At 42.8% G+C, this 15,908-nt stretch carries 16 protein-coding genes, 2 tRNA genes and 1 pseudogene; 9 read left to right on the forward strand and 10 right to left on the reverse strand.

Features of this window, described 5'->3' with window-relative positions:
• Positions 1 to 86: 86 nt before the first annotated feature.
• The 4 genes from IPP67_06115 to IPP67_06130 all read right to left on the reverse strand — a co-directional run bounded on the left by IPP67_06115 (position 87) and on the right by IPP67_06130 (position 3,152).
• Positions 87 to 1,010 carry a DMT family transporter gene (locus IPP67_06115; GenBank protein MBL0338739.1) on the reverse strand — a complete coding sequence of 308 codons (924 nt, stop codon included), beginning with the start codon at positions 1,008 to 1,010 and terminating at the stop codon, positions 87 to 89.
• Between the two features lie 80 nt (positions 1,011 to 1,090).
• Positions 1,091 to 1,417: a hypothetical protein gene (locus IPP67_06120; protein MBL0338740.1), complete on the reverse strand. Its 327-nt coding sequence runs from the start codon at positions 1,415 to 1,417 to the stop codon at positions 1,091 to 1,093.
• Positions 1,418 to 1,593: 176 nt separating this feature from the next.
• Entirely contained in the window at positions 1,594 to 2,259 is a 666-nt protein-coding gene (locus IPP67_06125; protein ID MBL0338741.1) for a hypothetical protein, read from the reverse strand.
• Between the two features lie 152 nt (positions 2,260 to 2,411).
• The gene (locus IPP67_06130) at positions 2,412 to 3,152 is read right to left on the reverse strand and encodes an alpha/beta hydrolase (protein ID MBL0338742.1); all 741 of its coding nucleotides are present in this window, start codon (positions 3,150 to 3,152) and stop codon (positions 2,412 to 2,414) included.
• A 334-nt stretch (positions 3,153 to 3,486) separates the two neighbouring features.
• Between IPP67_06130 and cysE the strand changes: the two genes are divergently transcribed.
• The 3 genes from cysE (at position 3,487) to IPP67_06145 (ending at position 6,569) form a co-directional block, all read left to right on the forward strand.
• Complete coding sequence (gene cysE / locus IPP67_06135; GenBank protein MBL0338743.1) at positions 3,487 to 4,224, forward strand: serine O-acetyltransferase; 738 nt, start codon at positions 3,487 to 3,489, stop codon at positions 4,222 to 4,224.
• 77 nt (positions 4,225 to 4,301) lie between these two features.
• Positions 4,302 to 5,393, forward strand: a complete 1,092-nt coding sequence (locus IPP67_06140) for a cysteine desulfurase (GenBank protein ID MBL0338744.1) — start codon at positions 4,302 to 4,304, stop codon at positions 5,391 to 5,393.
• 39 nt (positions 5,394 to 5,432) lie between these two features.
• Positions 5,433 to 6,569 (forward strand): aminotransferase class V-fold PLP-dependent enzyme, encoded by a 1,137-nt coding sequence (locus IPP67_06145; GenBank protein ID MBL0338745.1) that lies wholly within the window; start codon positions 5,433 to 5,435, stop codon positions 6,567 to 6,569.
• A 72-nt stretch (positions 6,570 to 6,641) separates the two neighbouring features.
• Here the strand turns inward: IPP67_06145 and IPP67_06150 are convergent, their stop codons facing one another.
• Positions 6,642 to 7,193 (reverse strand): DUF2569 family protein, encoded by a 552-nt coding sequence (locus tag IPP67_06150; GenBank protein ID MBL0338746.1) that lies wholly within the window; start codon positions 7,191 to 7,193, stop codon positions 6,642 to 6,644.
• A gap of 463 nt (positions 7,194 to 7,656) precedes the next feature.
• On the opposite strand from IPP67_06150, the gene IPP67_06155 reads away from it, so the two are divergent.
• From IPP67_06155 to IPP67_06175, 5 genes are all read left to right on the forward strand, one after another.
• Positions 7,657 to 7,986: a ferredoxin family 2Fe-2S iron-sulfur cluster binding protein gene (locus tag IPP67_06155; GenBank protein ID MBL0338747.1), complete on the forward strand. Its 330-nt coding sequence runs from the start codon at positions 7,657 to 7,659 to the stop codon at positions 7,984 to 7,986.
• A 3-nt stretch (positions 7,987 to 7,989) separates the two neighbouring features.
• Positions 7,990 to 9,387 (forward strand): hypothetical protein, encoded by a 1,398-nt coding sequence (locus IPP67_06160; GenBank protein ID MBL0338748.1) that lies wholly within the window; start codon positions 7,990 to 7,992, stop codon positions 9,385 to 9,387.
• A gap of 176 nt (positions 9,388 to 9,563) precedes the next feature.
• On the forward strand, positions 9,564 to 10,628 hold the full coding sequence (gene mnmA / locus IPP67_06165) for a tRNA 2-thiouridine(34) synthase MnmA (GenBank protein ID MBL0338749.1): 1,065 nt from the start codon (positions 9,564 to 9,566) through the stop codon (positions 10,626 to 10,628).
• Positions 10,629 to 10,768: 140 nt separating this feature from the next.
• Positions 10,769 to 10,854, forward strand: a tRNA-Leu gene (locus IPP67_06170).
• Between the two features lie 74 nt (positions 10,855 to 10,928).
• Complete coding sequence (locus tag IPP67_06175) at positions 10,929 to 11,270, forward strand: gamma-glutamylcyclotransferase (GenBank protein MBL0338750.1); 342 nt, start codon at positions 10,929 to 10,931, stop codon at positions 11,268 to 11,270.
• Positions 11,271 to 11,297: 27 nt separating this feature from the next.
• Here the strand turns inward: IPP67_06175 and IPP67_06180 are convergent, their stop codons facing one another.
• The 5 genes from IPP67_06180 to IPP67_06200 all read right to left on the reverse strand — a co-directional run bounded on the left by IPP67_06180 (position 11,298) and on the right by IPP67_06200 (position 15,025).
• The gene (locus tag IPP67_06180; protein ID MBL0338751.1) at positions 11,298 to 11,945 is read right to left on the reverse strand and encodes an FMN-binding negative transcriptional regulator; all 648 of its coding nucleotides are present in this window, start codon (positions 11,943 to 11,945) and stop codon (positions 11,298 to 11,300) included.
• 112 nt (positions 11,946 to 12,057) lie between these two features.
• Complete coding sequence (locus IPP67_06185; protein MBL0338752.1) at positions 12,058 to 12,675, reverse strand: GNAT family N-acetyltransferase; 618 nt, start codon at positions 12,673 to 12,675, stop codon at positions 12,058 to 12,060.
• 29 nt (positions 12,676 to 12,704) lie between these two features.
• Entirely contained in the window at positions 12,705 to 13,163 is a 459-nt protein-coding gene (locus tag IPP67_06190) for a VOC family protein (protein MBL0338753.1), read from the reverse strand.
• A gap of 94 nt (positions 13,164 to 13,257) precedes the next feature.
• Complete coding sequence (locus tag IPP67_06195; protein MBL0338754.1) at positions 13,258 to 14,514, reverse strand: putative Na+/H+ antiporter; 1,257 nt, start codon at positions 14,512 to 14,514, stop codon at positions 13,258 to 13,260.
• A 421-nt stretch (positions 14,515 to 14,935) separates the two neighbouring features.
• Positions 14,936 to 15,025, reverse strand: a tRNA-Ser gene (locus IPP67_06200).
• 403 nt (positions 15,026 to 15,428) lie between these two features.
• On the opposite strand from IPP67_06200, the pseudogene IPP67_06205 reads away from it, so the two are divergent.
• A pseudogene (locus tag IPP67_06205) lies at positions 15,429 to 15,824 on the forward strand (septal ring lytic transglycosylase RlpA family protein).
• Positions 15,825 to 15,908: the final 84 nt, after the last annotated feature.

Below are 15,908 nucleotides of genomic sequence, written 5' to 3' on the forward strand. Positions count from 1 at the left end.
GTTTTTGTTTCAAAACTGCCTATTCTCAACTCTGGTTTTGGATGCAGCCAAGATCATTTACACTTAGATTTACTAAAAATGGATGATTATTTGGCATGGATTTTATGTTCTTGATATATGATATAGAGCCCGCTGCCAATAATAATTCCTGCACCGCCAACCAGGTAATAATCGGGTATTTCTTGCCAGAAAAAATAACCGAGCATCCCCGAGAAAACAATTTCCATATAATCAAAAGGGGCAAGGATAACCGGGGAGGTTAACCGAAAGGCTTGTGTCATCATTAATTGGGCAATTCCCCCGATTAACCCTATGAGGCAAATCACCGCTAAATCACGGAAGGGTAAGGCTTGCCAGCCGATAATATCCTGCCGAACCAAGAAACTTTCGGGTTGTAACCACTGCCAGGGGATGGTAAGGCTGGCGCCAACCAAGCAAACAACCGTGAAATAAAAGGTGGTACTGCCCAAATTATCACGTTTTCCTAAATAGCGGATCATGGTGATGGATACAGCAAATAGGATAGCCGATGTTAGGGCAATCAGCGAGACAGGATTAAAAAGATCTGCACCAGGTCTGGTTATGAGTAACACTCCCGCAAAGCCAAATAAGATAGCCAACCAATATTGACGATTGATTTTTTCTTTTAAAAAAACAAACGCCAGAATTGGAATAAAAATAGTTCCGGCTAGAATCAGGGCAATCCCTTCCGCTAGAGGCAAAAGCTTCAACGAAATAAAAAAACAACCCATGGCAAAGAAACCAATGATGCCCCGTATTAATTGAAGCTTCAAATGGCGGGTTCGATAAAAACTTTGTTTTTGTATGATTTGGGAAAAAAGGATGATTGGCAACAATCCAATCAGCATTCGAAATAAAAGGATTTGACTAATGGGATAATTATCGCTGGTCAATTTAATTAACGCACTGCCCGTGCTGCTTAAGAATACTCCGGCTACCATTAAAAAGATCGCTAAAAAGGTACGATAACGTAGGGATGATTGGGACATTAGGGGGTCTTAAAAAATAGGTTGGATCAAAAATAAAAAAGCAGGGTTGAAGCCATAACATAACTGAAAAGAAGGTAACGCTAATAAATAAAAGTTAGGCGTACACGCTTAGATTTTATGAAATAAATGACTTGAATGACAAAGATAATGATGGCTGAAAAAAATCTAAAATCGGTGAAAGCAATCAAATTGATCAGCGAAACCAAGATAGCAACACTAAAATAGGTAATCGCTAAAGGGATAAATAAGCGTTTTTGTGCAAACATCCATAGCCACAGCCATAAAGTCAACAACATATTAATAGCGGCTATCCAGGTTTTTATAGATCCGGCATCAAAGTTACGGAGGAGTAAAATCAACAGGGAACTAACAAAACTTAAAATAATCAGCAAACAGGGAATAATCAAAAATCCCCCTAGGCCAAAATATTTTAAAGAATTGGGCGGGGAGGGACTATTGAAATACTTCCTTATCATATGGGGTGCCTGAGATTCCGGGTTTCTCAAATGACAAATGCAATGGGGTAGAAAGAAAGCCAGCAATTATTTTGCTGGCTTTCTTAAGAAAGTAAAAAAAGGACTTTTTATTCTTGGTTCATGGTTTCATTGGTACAAGCATCCAAGGTTTTACTGATCGAGCCATATTCAGCTACCACGACGGCAACCTCTTCCGGCATATTGCGGCCAAAAATAAATATCGATAAATCACAAGACACGCGGATGTTGGTGGTTGCAATTTGACTATCTGTCAGGGTAATCCCTAATTTAGGGCCTAACAGCTTGCTATAAACATCGGTTGGGGCATCTGGTTGATCTGGAAGTGACGGTTGTAAAATCCTTTTATCAGGATTTTGTTTGATCAACGCTTCTAAAGCTGGTGCACAAGCGGCTTTTTTATCGGCAGACAGCCAGGTTGAGCGGTAAATATCACAAAAATAAGCTGCTTCCAGTTTAATGGCTTGATCCACTGAAACAGCACCGTTTGTGAAAACAGTTGCATCCAGTGTGCCTAATTTTTCTTGGCAATAATTTAAATCTTGAGCAAGCTCCGTCGCACTCAATTTTTCCTTCGCAGCAACCAGCAAGCTTTGGCATACCTGCTCGGTCGTTAAAGTTGGTTGTGATGGAGGGGTGGTTTGGGCAGGTGGAGTTGTTGTTGGTTGTTGGGCGTAGGCGACCGCTGGCAGGAAAGCCGTGGCTAACAACGTAACGAATCGCACGGATTTAATTTTCAAAAACATTGCTGTCAAAATATGTTGCTCCATTTAATAAGGGTCATTAATTACATTTGAATATAGGATAAAACTTGGCCATTATAAAGTAACGAAAAGAATAGGAAAAACTATCATTTTATTTATCTAAGCCTCTCGATTTTTTTTGTTAGGCATTCATTAGGTTTCCGTTAATCTTGGCCGTCATCATCATCCATTTCTGTGATTAGTTTATCAATATTTCCTTGATTGAGATGCTGACGCCTTCTGGAAGTAACCGAGACTGTTTTGGCGATTTTTGAAAAATTTGTCAAATATTCTTCAATTTTTTGGGACAAAGGATCCAAATGTTGGTTAAAGAAATGATCGGCATTTGCCATTAAATGATATTGTAGATTAATCCCCCGTTGATGAGAAAGTTTCTTCAAAAGTTTTTCAACTGCTTCATGGGGGACAACTGCGTCGTTTTGCCCATGAACAATGAATCCAGAGGTTGGGCAGGGGGCTAGGAAAGAAAAATCATACATATTTGCGGGCAATCCAACCGCCACAAAACTTTCAATTTCCGGGCGACGCATTAGTAGTTGCATCGCAATCCACGCACCGAAAGAAAAACCAGCAATCCAACAACTTTTTGCATTGGGGTTGTAGTTTTGTAACCAATCGAGGGCAGCGGCAGCATCGCTTAGTTCACCCTCTCCATTATCAAATTGCCCTTGTGAACGGCCAATTCCACGGAAATTAAAGCGCAGTACCGAAAAACCTTGTTTCGAAAAAGTATTGTACAGGGTGTAAACCACTTTATTATTCATAGTTCCACCGTGCAAAGGGTGTGGATGTAAAATTAAAGCTACCCCTGCATCTGGTTGGCTGCTTGGCAGATAACGCGCTTCGATCCGCCCAGCAGGGCCATTAATAATAACATCTGGCATAATTATACTCGCTTTATAAAATGAAGAACCACCATAACTATTTTATCAAATAACGACAACCATTTTTTGGCGTTACCCGGGATAGATTTTGTAGCAAGAAAATATTGTCATGAAATAAGGGGGATTATATTCCAATAAAAAATTACAACAGGAATAAAATCATGACTTTATAATCAGCTATTTATAATATTTAGACGATAATTTTATTATCCCTGATAATTGTTCCGGATTAGGATAAAAAAGTTAAAAGATTTTTCATAGATACTGGAAGAAAATAGTGCACTATATTATTTAAACATTGCAATAGATCATGTAACTAACCCAACTATCAAGAATGTTGGCAAGAAATGATAGGGGAAAAATAGTTGCAATTGTTGAGTATAAGAGAAGAATTGTGAAAAAAATAATTCAGCAAATTGATTCGATGAAACTTCGGGATCCAGCCGCACGCTCCCGTTGGGAAATCGTTTTTTCTTATCCTGGGTTCCATATTTTATTTTTCTATCGTACGGCTTCTTGCCTATGGCATCACCGTCTTTATTTTCTAGCGCGGTGGGTTTCCCATTGGGGGCGTTGGTGTACGGGGATAGAAATCCATCCTGCTGCTAAAATCGGCAAACGATTATTTATTGATCATGGGATGGGGGTAGTCATTGGCGAGACAGCAGAAATTGAAGATGATGTTACCTTATATCATGCGGTGACATTAGGGGGTGTTGCACCTGCCGTAAATGCCTTGTCCCAAATTAACCGCAAGCGCCATCCTACGTTGAAAAACGGGGTGATCATTGGCGCGGGCGCACAGATTTTAGGCCCCATAACAATCGGCAGGAATGCCAGGGTCGGGGCAAATGCCGTGGTTTTACATGATGTGCCGGAAGATACCACGGTCAGCGGTATACCAGCCCGTGCTTTGCATAAGCCTCATCATGCGGCCAATAAATTTGCGGCTTATGGAATCTCTGACCATCATATCCCGGATCCGATTTTACATATTTTAGAAAATCAGCAACAAGAAATTTTGGAACTAAAGAAGAAAATGGATATGTTCATGACGGTAAAAGATAGATAAAATAAGTAATGAAACTGACTTTATAGCTTAAGAAAATATATGGGTTGTATTGGTAAAGAAAGGTCGTTCCTGTGCAAATGAAACGCATTTACTTTGACCATAATGCGATGTCCCCTATCCGCCCGCAAGTATTGACAGCTATGATGAAAATACTTGCACAAGTGGGCAATCCATCCTCTGTCCATTGGTATGGGCGGAAAGCTCATAATGGACTTGAAGAAGCAAGGGAAACAATCGCTCAATTATTTAAGGTGACGGCCAGTCGGTGCCTATTTACCGCCAGTTGTACGGAGGCCAATAATATGGTTTTATTGGGAAGCGGCTGCCAGCAAATTGCGATTTCCGCTACAGAACATGAATCGGTTAAAGCGGTCGTATCCAGCGCCCACGTGATCCCAGTTGATCAACAAGGGGTAACCGACCTCAATTATCTTGAACAATTTTTAAAAAAACAATTGGCTAAAACCCTAGTCTCGGTGATGATGGCGAACAGTGAAACAGGCGTTATTCAGCCGATTGATGATATCGCTGCCCTTTGCCAGAGATTTAATGCGTTACTTCATACCGATGCCACCCAAGCAATCGGCCGGCTTCCCTTGAGCAATCAAAAAATTGATTTTCTAACTTTTTCCTCCCATAAAATTGGTGGCCCGGTTGGATGTGGTGCTATTATCACGGGAAGTGGCGAAGAAGTTGCCCCTTTAATCAAAGGAGGGGGACAGGAACGTGGTAGGCGCGGTGGAACCGAGAATGTGGCTGCGGTCACTGGATTTTCTGTGGCGGCAAGTCAGGCTTTTGCAGAACAGGCAGAATTATATATTAGGTTAAAACAATGGCGGGATGAAATAGAAGAATATTTACTCCAATCCAATGCGGAAATTCTCATTCATGGTAAGGGTGCAGATCGTATTCCTAATACCAGCTGTTTTTCCATGCCTCATATAACGGGCATGCAGCAATTGATGAAATTGGATTTAGCGGGAATTGCAGTTAGTAGCGGCAGCGCCTGTTCATCAGGGAAAGTAAAAGAATCTGCGGTATTAAAGGCAATGGGTGTTCCCCAGGCGCATGTTGGGGGCGCGGTGCGGCTGAGTTTTGGTTGGGATACGACCCATAGGGAAATATCTGATTTTATTTCAATTTGGGAAAGATTATACCCAAGGATATAAAGACCAATTATTTTTATTTGTGCGTGTTATAGGTGTTAGATGGAACAACAGGTCCTTTACTTTGATTATCAGGCTTCAACACCAACGGATCCAAGGGTGGTTGAAAAAATGTTGCCTTGGTTCTCCAGGTATTTCGCCAATCCCCATGCTATTGATCATCAGCCGGGGCAGTTCGCCCAGCAAGCAATTGAAAATGCTCGGCAGCAGATTGCTGGTCTTATCGGGGCGGAGCCGCGTGAAATCATCTTTACCTCTGGGGCCACGGAATCCAATAATCTGGCTATCCTTGGCGGTATGAGGGGGATGGGGGGGCGTAAGAGACATCTGATCACCTGGGTGACGGAGCATAAATGTGTGTTGGAATCTGCCAGGCAATTGGAAAAAGAAGGGTTTCAAGTCACCTTTTTGCCCGTTCAAGCAGATGGATTGGTTCATTTGCAGGATTTAAAGCAGGCCATTCAGCCGGATACCGGGATGATTTCCCTCATGATGGTGAATAATGAAATCGGGGTTATTCAAGATGTTGATAAAATTGGCCAAATATGCAGGCAACAAGGCATATTGTTCCATTGTGACGCGGCGCAAGCGGTTGGTAAATTAGAGATTTCCGTTAACCCGATGAATATTGATCTTTTAAGTATCTCCGGCCATAAAATTTACGGGCCCAAGGGGATAGGCGCCTTATATATACGTCACCGGCCGCGGGTTCGTTTGCAGCCATTGTTTTATGGCGGCGGGCAGGAACGCGGCTTGCGTTCGGGTACCCTGCCAACCCCTTTATGCGTAGGTCTTGGGGCCGCCTGTGAGATTGCACAACAGGAGATGAGGCAGGATACGAAACATATAAAATCGCTGCAACAGCAATTATGGCGGGAATTGCAGAATGTTTTTCCAAGCATTCGATTAAACGGCCATGAACAGCAAAGATACGCAGGGAATCTTAATGTTTGTTTTACCCATTTGGCAGGTAAAAAGGTTTTAAATATGTTGCCGCAATTAGCTGTATCTTCAGGTTCCGCTTGTAGCGCCAGCGATATTGAACCTTCTTATGTATTGCAGGCTTTGGGGTTACCGAAAGATTTGGCCCAAGCTTCTATCCGTTTTAGTTTAGGCAGGTTTAGTCGCACGGAAGATATTCAACAAGCGATTGATTATTTACAAAACAAGTTATTGTAAATTTAAAAAATTCAAATTGGAAGGATAGTGGGGATATTTTGTCCTATTCAGGCATTTTTGTTATTCGGCGTCTTACCAAGAATTGATGAAGGTCGCCTTAACTCGCCGCGAACGCCGTAAATAAACGACGATACAAGCTATGGGTAACATCATTATTAATACAAGTAATACAATGCCCAGCATTGAATAAATATCAATATCTTTCCATAATGAAATTTCTACCATGGAAACACCCCAAAAATACACCCCAAGAGACCAAATTGTCTCAGTGATCAGAAAAAAGGTATATAGGGCAGGAAATTTTTTATTTTTAGTAAAAAGCAGGACAATTAAAAAACCAGCAAAAATTATATAGATCACCGCCATTATTTGGTAAATTAAAACCAAATAAAATAATTGCGTTAATGCCGGGTCTTCACTGTGCATCAGCAGTCTAAGATTATTAAAACCAAATCCTGGTTGAGGGTCGACGATATCTCTCAATGACAACACGAACGAGCCAATAACAAAGAAACAAATCAAAACCATCCACCCGCCCAGACCTTGGGGATAGGTGTCTATTTCTTCAGCGACGGGCAAAGGCTTATGGGTATAGGTCAGGGGATTTGATGATTCTTCAGCCATCGCCCACCTTAAAGGTCGCGGGGGAAGTTAAGGTAATTTCTACTGTAAAAAATCTGTTTCTTTGATAAAAAAAACGTCAAAAAAATTTGAAAAACCAATGTTAAATAGTTTCTAAACATTGAATTAAATATTGTCAAGGTGATTTTAAGTAAACCCGGTATTCAACTGCCTAATAGGGCTGAAATTATTTTTATATAAATGTAATTAATATTACAGATTATTATTGTGAATGTGCTACTTATATGCGGCGGAGCAATGGGCTATTTATTCCTCCTCACGATAACATATTCCATTGCTTCGCCCTTCCGGTAGAAAAAATTTTTAAGACGTTGCTGAAATCCAGTTATTTTTCTTCTTTTCCAATATTTTAAAGATTATTTTAAGGTAACCTGGTAATCTTCTATTGACAGGTTGCGATAAATTGTTATCCAAATTTGGATATAGTCTTATTGGAGAAAACGTGATGCCAAAGGTAATTTTCATTAATCCAGATAACAGCAAGCTTGAAGTGATTGCCCCGATTGGGTTATCTCTTCTAGAAGTTGCCCACCGTCATAATATAGATTTAGAAGGGGCGTGTGAGGGTTCACTGGCTTGTTCAACCTGCCATGTTATTATTGACCCGACTTGGTTTGAATCATTGCCGGAACCTTCGGAAGACGAAGAAGATATGTTGGATTTAGCTTTTGGCGTAACAAAAACTTCAAGGCTTGGATGCCAAATCCGGTTAACAGAAGAACTGGATGGGATTATTGTCCGCGTTCCGGCAAGCTCCAGAAATTTGCTGAAATAACGATTGGTTACGCAAACCCCTAAAGGCAGTAAAGGCTTGCCACCCAAACATATTCAATTACCGGCCTGGCCTGCTTGGATCAGATCATTTTACGTCAATCGCATGATCGCCCGACCATGGGTAGACCCCATCTGTTTATGGGCCATAACCCAAAAAATCATGCCGTTGTCAAAATTATGGGCCTTGGTTGGCGATCCCAATGGCAGTATTGAACAATTATGGGCGCAAATCCCCCCCTTAAAGCATCGTCCTAATTTTGTAAAAATATATGACCTTTTAAAAGGTTGGCAGAAAGAGGCTGTGGCACAAGAACAGCTTTGGCAAAACATCATGTGGGCTAGCCAGGATTTTTCTGATGAAAAAATATGGGAGGCAAATCAGCATCAGCAGCAAGCCTGGCAACGCTGGATGATCCAAGGGAAAAGAAAATTACTGCCCTATGCCTCAAGCTTGCGATTACCGAAAATCAATTTTCATGTGCCGGATGCGTCCCATCAGCCTATAAAAACGGACGCTATATTCCAGCAGGTCATCAGCTTATCCCAAAAACTACCAGTCATTAATGTTTCCAAGAAATTGCCGACCCAAAAGGGCCAGCAATATTGGCTGACTTTTTCGAATGGGTTGGAAAATGTTTGGGCTAGGGTGTTTGAGCCCCCCTCATCCAAAAACCAAGGAACATTTATTTATTGTCATGGCTGGGGGATGGAAGGGGAATTATCGGGATTGCCGCTGGAGCCGGAAATTGGACATTTGATCAATTGCGGTATTCGAGTCATCCGCTTGGAATCATCGGCGCATGGAAGGCGGTGCCCGCCAGGATATTATGATGGTGAGCGTATCTTTGCCGGTGCGCCACCCGCTTTGGTTGAATTCATGATGCAGCAGGTGCATGAGATTGGGGTTTTGCTGCATTGGTGTAAACTTGAAAATAAAGGTCCGGTGGCTTTGGGCGGCACCAGCTTGGGGGCTTTAAGCAGCCAAACTTACGTCTCTTTAAATAAGCGGTTACAACTTTACCCGCAACCAGATATTTTATATTTGTCGGCTACAGATCCCGATATTTTAGCCCTTGCTGGCGACAGCCAATTATGCATAAAATCCGGCCTATCTGCGGCATTAACGCAAGCAGGATGGTCAAAAGACAAATTAGATGGTTATCAACCGCTTGTCCAAGTGAGCGTTGAACCGCCCATCAACCCTAACCATATTATCATGGTGATGGGAAATAAGGATCAAGTGACCAGTTATCAGCGTGCTAAGGAACTGGCGATCAAGTGGCAAGTGAAAACAAATCATTTATTTGAGCGCCGCCAAGGTCATTTTTCGTTGCAATTGGGGTTGTTAGGGGATCCGGCGCCCATCAATAGCCTTTATCACTTGTTACAACATTTGCGTTGATTTTTGCACCATTTAAAAATCATCAGCCTCAAACATTGATAAAAACATTTACCTATGCCATATATGATGGGGTTTGGCATAAAATAAGGAATAACTTGGACGTGCGGATTGCAGATATAGGTCATCTTGATTTGGATTTACCGAAAGCTCCCTCAAAAACGCGGGTGGTGGTGGCGATGTCGGGTGGGGTCGATAGCTCGGTGACCGCTGGAATATTATCCCAAATGGGATATGATGTCATCGGGATCACGCTGCAGCTTTATGATCATGGGGTGGCGGTTGACCGCAAAGGCGCTTGTTGTGCAGGCCAAGATATCCACGATGCCCGGCGGGTGGCCGATCAATTGGGAATTCCCCATTACGTGTTGGATTATGAAGAAAAATTTCGGCAATCCGTCATCAATAATTTTGCGGACAGTTATTTACAGGGGGAAACCCCCATTCCTTGCGTCCAATGCAACCGTCAGGTGAAGTTTAAAGATTTATTGGGAATGGCCAAAGATTTAGGGGCGGAAGCTTTAGCAACCGGGCATTATGCCCGGCGGTTGCCAGGGCAGGGCGGGGCGGGCCTTTACCGCTCGCATGATTTGGATCGGGATCAAAGTTATTTTTTGTTTGCTACCACCCAAGCGCAATTAGATTTTTTGCGTTTCCCCTTGGGCGGCATTCCTAAATCCGTTACCCGCCAGATGGCTAAGGATATGGGGCTTGAGGTTGCAGCAAAACCGGACAGCCAAGATATTTGTTTCGTCCCGACCGGTAATTACAGTAAAATCGTTGAAAAATTACGTCCGGGTGCTATCACAGCCGGGGACATTATCCATACGGATGGGCGGGTTTTAGGTAAACATGAAGGGATTATACATTTTACCGTCGGCCAACGCCGTGGCATCGGCATTGCTTTGGGTGATGGCGAGCCTTTATATGTTATTAAATTAATCCCGGAAAAAGCCCAAGTAGTGGTGGGGCCAAAATCGGCCTTGGCTGTCCCTGAAATTTTGTTACGGGATATTAATTGGTTAGGGGGCCCATTCGCTGGGTATGAAGGGCGCAGCCTTACGGTGAAGGTACGTTCGGCCAGCCAACCGATTGCCGCCACTTTATATACGCAGGATGGGCAAACCGGCCGGATTGTTTTCGATGAAGCCCAATTAGGGGTTTCCCCCGGCCAGGCTTGTGTTTTTTATGAAGGTGAGCGGGTGTTAGGGGGCGGATGGATTACCCGCCAGCATGTTTCCTAGTTTTTGCTAAAGCATGATTTGGCTGCTTCCTATTTGGGCGAATAAAAATATTTTACGAAAACAGTTGCATATTTGGCTGCTTTTTTTTATTTGTGTATAGGTTGATCAATCAGCAATAGCATAAAATGGTTGTTTCAAATGCGGGCGTGGAGAAACTGGTAGACTCACAAGACTTAAAATCTTGTGCCGAATAGGCGTGCGGGTCCGAGTCCCGCCGCCCGCACCACTTAATAAAAGCAAGTCATTTTATCTTAAGTTATTTTGCAAATCCCTTTTCATTCTACCTTGAGCTGAAAAAAAATGATAAAAATGGCCAAGCTTTTTTCTTATAATAACCTGCAATTTGGAGAAGACCAATTAAACATTTTCGGGCGCAGGGTGGCAGGTCAACCAGATGTTTTACCAGGGTATAGATTATCTGAATTGATCATTAGAGATCCGCATATTATGAGAGTGAGCGGAAAAATTATCCATATCATGGTAAGATATACAGGCCAAAGGCGGAATCTGATAAAGGGCACCCTTTTTAAAGTGACTTGGGCCGAACTGCTGGCTGCCGATCGATATGAAGCCGAGGATTATAAACGCGTATCGGCCGTCCTCCTATCCGGCGCATTGGCTTGGATTTATGTCAGCAAATAACTTTATGGCCTAAAAACCTGGTGGGCTTTACTTTTTATCGCGCCTTGCTTCTAATTTTTGCATGATGTCACCAACCGCTCGGTCATGAAAATTGGCGGAAGACTTTAACCCCTCTATCACGCCCAACCTATTTTCTTGCGGATGATGCTGGTTCATTTTTAAAGCAGCCTCAAATCGCTCCACTTGAAATTGGATTCCCACAATTGCCCGGGTCAAGCCATCAATATAATCCTGTGGGGCATCCGGAATTTTCCAAGGATTTTTTTGATCAGCTTCGTTGTGCGTGACCAGTTTTTCCAAATGATTGAGAAGCCAGCCTGGTTCTTCCTGCTTTTCAGCAAATCCGTGAAGGTGAATGACCTGATAATTCCAGGTGGGCACCACTTTGCCGGTGGTTTTTTTTGTTTCATACCAGCCGGGATGGATATAGGCATGCTCGCCTTGGAAAATGACCATCGCCGGATTTTCTTTGGCAGCATGTTTCCATAATTCGTTGGCGCGGGATACATGTCCTTCTAAAATCATCTGATTGTTTTCTTCCCGAATGATGAAGGGTAGGTGGGAAGAGAAAAACCTTCCTTCGGAAAAAACCACTAAAACCCCAAACCTTATGGTTTTTACAGCTTCCATCACCATATTTTTGTCATCTTGCCGGAATTGTTTGGGAATAAACATGATTTTCGTTATGTTCTTTCTAAGAAATTTTATCTGGTTGGCCGTGTTTTATACCTCATTATGCGAACAGCTTTTTACCAACGATAGGGGTCGAATATTTTGCTAATAAATTTTACGCATCTGTCACATAAGATGTTGATTTTTTCATAATTTCTTTAATCTTTGCCATGTCAAGCATTTTTTCTTCGCTACGGATTTGCTGAAATCCTGCGTTTAAATAGGTTGATAAAGCTTTGGGGTGATCTAGGCTGCACGTATTCACCAAGATTTTTTCAGGGTTAAACGCCCAGATATAATGCAGGCTCCAATCCAACAGCCACTTGCCAATGCCTTTGCCCAAAGCCCACGGCATTAAACCAAAATAAGACAGATCCACTACTGGCATGGATTGGAGGCTGATCTCGGTATAACCGATGGGCAATCCATGCTGGTAAACAACACAGAGATGGATACCTGAATGATGGAGCAGGGGTAACAATTGTTGGTCATTTAACATCCGGCGTTCATACCAAAACCAAGGTTCCCCCACTGAATTATAGAGAAACCGGTAAAAAGGAAGTGGGGGATTAACAATCCGGGTAATTTGCAGTCCACTATCCGGCATTATTAGCGGGTTGGTTGTTGGTTTTTGAAATTGAGCTAAGTAGTGGACGGTGATAGCGGACAAAGATGGTTTTTGTTTGGATAAATGTTTTGTTTCCAAACCGCTCATGCTAGATTTCCCCATCATTTAAGAAAATACTACCTGAATTAGCCCATTTAAGGCAGCACCACATTCCCGTTCTTATCCATTTTCCAGAAGGGGTTATAGGCTACTTCCCACAAATGACCATCGGGATCGGCGAAATAGCCGCTATAACCGCCCCAAAAAACTTTCTGGGCTTTTTTCACAATTTTTGCCCCCAATTTTTCAACAAACTGCAAAAGTTCATCCACTTCTTTTGCGCTGCTTGTATTATAAGCCAGGGTAATGCCTGAAAAACCGCTGCCGGTGCTTGGCACATGCGCGTCCTCAGCTAATTTCTCGCGCGGGTATATAGCTAGGATAATACCGTTAAGCGGGAAAAAGGCCACATCATCCTGAACCTGGGCCTTCCATCCTAACCCGTCGCGGTAAAAAGCCAGGGACTTATCAAAATTCTTAACACCCAAGGTCACGAGGTTGATTTTAGGCAATAATCTGTTAGCAGAAGATTTTATTTGGGTTTTGTTATTCATCGCTAACTTCCCTTTCAAAATTTTAACAATCTATGAAATACCTTTGCCCTGCAATAACATCAGTATCGGTATCAGTAACGACAGTATCAGGCAATTATAAATACTTGAATGCCAGTGCCGCTACGATGGTCGGGGGCAAGGCCGCCAGGAATAGTTTTAGCGGATGCACCGCTTTTTCATCGAAATATTTTCGCAGGATCGAAATACCTGCGGGGTTGGGCGCATTGGCAATGATGGTCAGCCCGCCGCCCGTGACGGCACCGGCAACCAAGGCATATTTAAATTCATCGGATAATCCGGTAACGAGTGAGCCAAGGTAAGTTAACGCCGCGTTATCCGTGAACGCCGTTAAAACGGTTGTACCGATGAAAACGGCATTGGTGCTCATGCTCATCAGCACCGGTTGCAGCCACCATTGCTGTTGCCCACCCAAAACAACTAATCCTGCCAGAAAAAAGGCAACCAACAGCCCTTCACGCAGAATGAGGCGGTCTTGATGGTGTTGATAGGCAGTGGCCACTCCCAGGAAGAATAGGAACAGGCCCATGAAAATGGCGGGATGATGGGCGAATATCACAATTCCTGCGAGGAACGCCAAATGCACCAATATTAATAAGGGAGGCACAGGTTCATTATTGTCTGTATTATCTGGCGACAATTGGCTTAATTCCTTACGGAACAACAGGGTGGCGCCTAATGAATTTATGGCGACTGCGATGGCGACTTTCCAGCCAAACATAGACATCATAAAGCTGATATCCCAGCCCCATTTTCCTGCCACCATTAGCACCGGTGGTGCGGCGAACGGCGTCAATGTGCCGCCGATTGAAATGTTAACGAACAGCACGCCTAGCGTTACGTATTTCAAGCGGGAGGAAATGCCACGGCTAAAGAAGCTGTTGCCCAGTATCAGAGCGGCCAGTGTCATGGCCGCGGGCTCCGTTATAAAAGATCCAAGTAAAGGCACCAACGCCAAAACGGTGAAGTAAAATCCTATGCTGCCTGGCAGGGGAATGGCTCGGGCTAACAAGCGCGTACTGGCCATTGCCGTTTGCAAAATGGGGCGGGTGGCAGCAATCACCATAATCGCGAAAATGAACATCGGTTCAGTAAAATTACGGGAATCAATATAGCTGATGGCGGCTGTAGAACCATTAGCAACAAACATCACAACCACCAGGACTAACGCCCAAAACCCAAATACCACCTCAACCTCGCCTAACAAATGCCATAATCCGGCATGAGCGGGTCGGGTATGTGCTAAATGCTCAAAGAATTTGGTTGAAAAGATATGCAGGATGGCAATGGCAAACAGGCTTGCACCGATAACTTCAATCATTGTTGGGGTCACAAATTTCTCCTTGCCATGTCCATTATATTACGAAGCTTATCATTAAAACCCGCAAATTTATCTAGCACATATTCCTCATTTTCCCTTTTAAGGTTACAAAGTCAAATGAATAGCTTTTAGGAAAAATCAAGTTATATGGCATAGAATTTATTACTATAAGGATTTTTTCACAAGTAAAACGAGGTTAAAATAAAAATTACTGTTGAGCCTATTTTTTTAACTTTGATTGACTTGAGACGTGTTGATTTCATCAAAAAACCATGAAACCCTTGCCCTTAAACTTCAGCAGCATATTGGGGTGAGGAAGCTAATTGCGTATTATATGTTCTCTTTAGTGGGGTTAGGAATCCTTATCATCCCGGGGATAGCCCCGCAAATAAAAATGACCTTAAGTTTTAAGAGATTGTTCTAGAAGCGAGCTTGGCGGAAGGGGTGGGATTCGAACCCACGGTAACGTTGCCGTCACGCCGGTTTTCAAGACCGGTGCCATCAACCACTCGGCCACCCTTCCAAGCCTTTGTTTTACTCAGTTGCTTTTTTCTTGTCTATTATTATTTTTAACCTTTTTCAAAAAGGCTTATTAGGCTATGCCGTGACAAAAGAAAGTATAAATCCTATTGATGATACATTAGCCTCATAAATTAATTGAAATGACCCAATTATCCATAAAAAAACATCCATTAAATTTTCAATTTTTTCACAAATTAAGTTTTTATTAAAAAACACTTGAATTATAAATAGATAAATAATAAAGCTAATATGTTATATTAACTAATGGTTGGATAGGATCGATATCATGCGCATAATTAGCAACGGCCGTATCATCAAAAATTCATAGGGCTATTAACGCTTATATTTCTGGCATCTTGTGCCTCAACGGAGCGATCTGCGAATTACCGCCCGCATTATAAAGTGGGAAACCTTATGAAGTTGCTGGTAAATGGTATCATCCGCAAGAATATCAACAATATAAGAATACGGGTGTTGCATCTTGGTATGGAAAACCTTTTCATGGCCGTGCTACAGCAAATGGGGAAGTTTATAACCAAAATTCTTTGACAGCCGCCCATCCAACCTTACCCCTTCCCAGTGTTGTGCGGGTGACAAATTTGGAAAATGGCCGCTCCGTTATTTTACGGGTAAATGACCGTGGTCCTTTCGCTAAGAATAGAATTATTGATGTTTCCAGCCAGGCGGCAAAAGTTTTGGGATTTTATGAGCAAGGGACGGCGCGGGTAAAGGTCGAATTGTTACCCAATGAAAGCGCTATTGTTGCTAAGCAAATCCAGATCGGCATGCTGCGGAAATAGGCAAACCACATGCAGTGTCTGCGATAACATTATGGTTGTTGGGCATTGCGCATGATAAACGGTGATCTGCGTTGCCCCTTGAGT

The sequence above is a fragment of the Rhodospirillaceae bacterium genome (genome assembly GCA_016722635.1).
Classification (GTDB): Bacteria; Pseudomonadota; Alphaproteobacteria; order JAEUKQ01; family JAEUKQ01; genus JAEUKQ01.

Bases quoted from the DNA above. Each gene is read 5' to 3' on its own strand.
- IPP67_06175 (MBL0338750.1), top strand. From the start codon at position 10,929: ATGATAAAAATGGCCAAGCTTTTTTCTTATAATAACCTGCAATTTGGA.
- IPP67_06115 (MBL0338739.1), bottom strand. From the start codon at position 1,010: ATGTCCCAATCATCCCTACGTTATCGTACCTTTTTAGCGATCTTTTTA.
- IPP67_06185 (MBL0338752.1), bottom strand. From the start codon at position 12,675: ATGATGGGGAAATCTAGCATGAGCGGTTTGGAAACAAAACATTTATCC.
- IPP67_06155 (MBL0338747.1), top strand. From the start codon at position 7,657: ATGCCAAAGGTAATTTTCATTAATCCAGATAACAGCAAGCTTGAAGTG.
- IPP67_06190 (MBL0338753.1), bottom strand. From the start codon at position 13,163: ATGAATAACAAAACCCAAATAAAATCTTCTGCTAACAGATTATTGCCT.
- IPP67_06130 (MBL0338742.1), bottom strand. From the start codon at position 3,152: ATGCCAGATGTTATTATTAATGGCCCTGCTGGGCGGATCGAAGCGCGT.
- IPP67_06180 (MBL0338751.1), bottom strand. From the start codon at position 11,945: ATGTTTATTCCCAAACAATTCCGGCAAGATGACAAAAATATGGTGATG.
- IPP67_06140 (MBL0338744.1), top strand. From the start codon at position 4,302: ATGAAACGCATTTACTTTGACCATAATGCGATGTCCCCTATCCGCCCG.
- IPP67_06150 (MBL0338746.1), bottom strand. From the start codon at position 7,193: ATGGCTGAAGAATCATCAAATCCCCTGACCTATACCCATAAGCCTTTG.
- IPP67_06145 (MBL0338745.1), top strand. From the start codon at position 5,433: ATGGAACAACAGGTCCTTTACTTTGATTATCAGGCTTCAACACCAACG.
- cysE (MBL0338743.1), top strand. From the start codon at position 3,487: ATGTTGGCAAGAAATGATAGGGGAAAAATAGTTGCAATTGTTGAGTAT.
- mnmA (MBL0338749.1), top strand. From the start codon at position 9,564: ATGTCGGGTGGGGTCGATAGCTCGGTGACCGCTGGAATATTATCCCAA.